The sequence below is a fragment of the Massilia sp. CT11-108 genome (assembly GCF_047302915.1).
GTDB lineage: Bacteria > Pseudomonadota > Gammaproteobacteria > Burkholderiales > Burkholderiaceae_D > Telluria > Telluria orientalis.
In genome coordinates, this window is sequence record NZ_JBKYMO010001633.1 from 1 (window position 1) to 252 (window position 252).

General features: G+C 54.0%; 1 protein-coding gene. It reads right to left on the reverse strand.

Annotated elements, in window-relative coordinates:
• Positions 1–3 precede the first annotated feature (3 nt).
• The coding region (locus ACEN88_RS35850; RefSeq protein WP_413347145.1) for a hypothetical protein at positions 4–252 on the reverse strand (249 nt) is incomplete at its 5' end.

A 252-nucleotide genomic window follows, 5' to 3' on the forward strand; every position in this document is an offset into this window, starting at 1 on the left:
TCCTCAGACATATATCTGCGGGTCAGCAGAGACCCGTCGGGTATTCCAGAGCGTCACGTACATGAGCAAACCAGCAACGACCTGGGCGTCAGCATGGTCTCTCGATTGACTGTTTGAGACGCACAATGTTGAGAGCTTGACAGTACCCAGCTCTGGGTTCCTGAAGCTGTATGCTACTAGCACTCTTCTCAGCTTGGCCAGACCTTCGTCGGTCTGGTACGCCTTGTACTCGGGCAAAGACCGGTTCAGATC